The sequence below is a fragment of the Stieleria sp. genome (assembly GCF_041595215.1).
GTDB classification, from domain to species: domain Bacteria; phylum Planctomycetota; class Planctomycetia; order Pirellulales; family Pirellulaceae; genus Stieleria; species Stieleria magnilauensis.
Genome location: NZ_JBFHKV010001072.1, coordinates 1 through 2,908 on the forward strand (window position 1 = coordinate 1; position 2,908 = coordinate 2,908).

Below are 2,908 nucleotides of genomic sequence, written 5' to 3' on the forward strand. Positions count from 1 at the left end.
GACGTCGAATTGGCGTGGCTGGGCGGTTACACCTTTGTCAAACTGAACCGATCCCATCACGCCGTCCCGTTGGTTTCACGCGACCGGGACCTGCGTTTCACCAGCTATTACCTGACTCGGGCAGACGAATCGGCAACGACGTTGGTCGATTTTCGCGGCCGTCGATTTGCCTTCGGCTCGCGTCTTTCCACCTCCGGGCACCTGATGCCCCGATACTTCATGCGGGAAGCAGGCATCGATCCGGAAACGTTTTTTGAATCGGTCATTTACACCGGCGCCCATGATGCGACGGCCATCGCGGTTCGAGACGGCGAGGTCGATCTGGGCGTCGCCAACGGCCCGATCATCGAATCCATGTTGGCCTCGAAACGGATCGGCCGAAACGCAATTCGCGTCATGCAAGAAACGCCGCCCTATGTAGATTACGTCTGGGCCTGCCAATCCGATCTTCCTGCATCGGTTCGAACAGAACTCCGCGACGCGTTTTTGAACTTGTCCGAGGCCGATCCCGGAAACGCCGCTATCTTAGATCACCTGTTGGCCAAGTACTTCGTGCCCGTCCACCCCGACGATTTTGAAGTGTTGCAAAGCATTGTCGACGAGATCGACCCGTCAGGAGAACCACGATGAAACGTGTTCGCGTCGCGTCCCAAGAATCGTCGCGGTCGATCTTCACTTACATCGTTTTGCTGGTCGTGATCACGATCCTGGTCAGTTGGGCGATCGCCGGAACCCTGATCCAGCGCCGCATTGCGGTCAATCGACTGAGTCGAAACTCGATCGACTATCACTCGGCCACGCGTCTGTCGCTTTCGAAAATCCAATCCGAATTGAGTCTGATTCGGCAACATCGTTACCAGGCCTTGCTCGATCCGTCCGATCCCATCCTCGCCGAGGACGTGCGTCGGGAGACGAGTCGTTCGGCCTACATCATCAATCAACGTCTGAGCCGGATTCAGCGGATCCAACAGCAGTTCGACGAGCCCCAGTTTGAAGCCACCACGCGGCGTCTAGCCGAAGCCGTTGGCGCGTTGAATGAATCCGACGAGAGCCCGCAATCGTCTCCGCTCTCGCAATCGGACGCCTTGGAGAGGATCGGGATTCGCTGCATTCAACTCGATCGACTGCACGCCCACGCGTTTCGCGACGACGCTCGCTTGATGCAAAGCCTGGAGGATTCGCGAATGTTCCTGGCATCCGTCGTCAGCCTTTCCGGGCTGGGACTTGCGGCCATCATTACCGTCCTGGTGTTCGCCAAACGCGCCGTCAACCGTCGCGATGAAATGGAACGGAAACTGGCCCAGCGGGCGATTCAAGCCGAGTTGCTGTATCGCGCCGTGACGATGTCCGAAGACACCTCGACGTACCGTGAAGCGTTGGAGAAATGCGTCAAAATTATTTGCCAGATGACCGACTGGAGCGTCGGACACGTGTATTGGCCGTCCCCGTCCGAACCGTCACGGCTGGTCTCGGCTGACATCTGGCACTTCTCCAATCCCGCACGTTTGGAAAGTTTTCGCCAAGCCTGTGAAAACACATTTTTTGTGACCGGGAACTGCCTGCCCGGCCAAATCTGGGAAACCGGCCAACCGGCTTGGATCGTGAATATCCAACAAGATCCAAACTTCATCCGCAAATCATTGTGCGACTCCCATGGGCTTCGCAGTGCCCTCGGATTCCCGATCGTGATCGACGGACAGGTGGTGGCGATTCTAGAATTTTTTAGTGAACGCACGATCCAAGCCGACGAAGTGATGCTGTTGATGGCCCGCAGCGTCGGCGAACAGGTCGGACGTGTCTTGGAACACATCCAAGTGAAGGAATTGCAACGCCGCCATCACGAACGGGTCGAAGCGGAACTCAATGAAGCCAAAAAAGAACTGGTCGTCAAAACGCGTCTGGCAGCGATCGGCCAGGTGTCGGCACAGGTCGCTCACGAGATACGAAACCCCTTGGGCGCGATCAGCAATGCCATCTATTACCTCAAACGCAGCCCCCAAATTGACCAACAAAAAAAGACGCAGTATCTGGATTTGATGAATCATGAGATCGCGACGTGCAACGAATTCATCGACGAATTGCTGGACATCACGCGTCGCAGAAAAATGGATCGCAAACCGACCCGACTCTCTGATCTGGTCGAGCGGGTACTTTCCAGATCGAAGCTGCCACAGAATATCGATCTTCAGGTACATTGTAGTCCTGACACCTTCGAGTGTTTCGTTGACGAAGATCATTTCGTTCAGGTGCTTCAAAACCTGCTCAATAATTCGATGGATGCGTTACTGGTGTCAGGCGGACAGATCCAAATCACAGCGCGGCGGGCCGATGATCGCGATGTCATTGTCGTTCGCGATTCCGGTCCCGGCATTCCATTGCCAGACCGCGGCTCGGTCTTCGACGTGTTGTTCACGACAAAATCCTCCGGAACCGGTTTGGGCCTTGCCATTTGCAAACAAATTGTCGAACAACACGGCGGAACGATCCGGGTCGCCGACGGTGAATCCGAGGGGACCGAGTTTCAAATCTGTCTCCCCTCCGTACCGGCCAGCTCAAACTCAACCCCGTCCCAGACTCACTGAACCGAAGATGCCACCGATCTACAAGCCGCGCGTCATGATCGCCGAAGCAGTCGCTCTATGGCGCGCGATGTCCGGCCAGGCGTGTTCGCGTGAACCGTCCCCCCTCGTGCGTTTGCAAAGGAGTTTAGGAAACGATCGTGAGTAATGCGGCCACCGCACAATCGAATCTGCTGATCGTCGACGACGAGCCCAACCAGTTGTTGACGCTGCGCGACATCTTCGAAAGCGAAGGGTTTCAGGTGTTCACCTGCCAGTCCTGCGAAGAAGCGCTGCAGCAATGTGGCAATCAAGTGTTTGCCGTCGCGATCCTTGATTTGCAGCTACAC

3 protein-coding genes are annotated in these 2,908 nt (G+C 56.2%); all 3 read left to right on the top strand.

The window, feature by feature from the left end:
• On the top strand, positions 1-630 hold a 630-nt coding region (gene phnD, locus ABX749_RS28130; RefSeq protein ID WP_372898953.1), incomplete at its 5' end, for a phosphate/phosphite/phosphonate ABC transporter substrate-binding protein.
• Positions 627-2,582, top strand: coding sequence for an ATP-binding protein (locus tag ABX749_RS28135; protein WP_372898954.1), 1,956 nt, complete (start codon positions 627-629; stop codon positions 2,580-2,582). The genes phnD and ABX749_RS28135, both read left to right, overlap by 4 nt.
• A gap of 137 nt (positions 2,583-2,719) precedes the next feature.
• Positions 2,720-2,908 (top strand): response regulator (locus ABX749_RS28140; protein ID WP_372898955.1); only part of this gene is annotated, 189 nt, incomplete at its 3' end.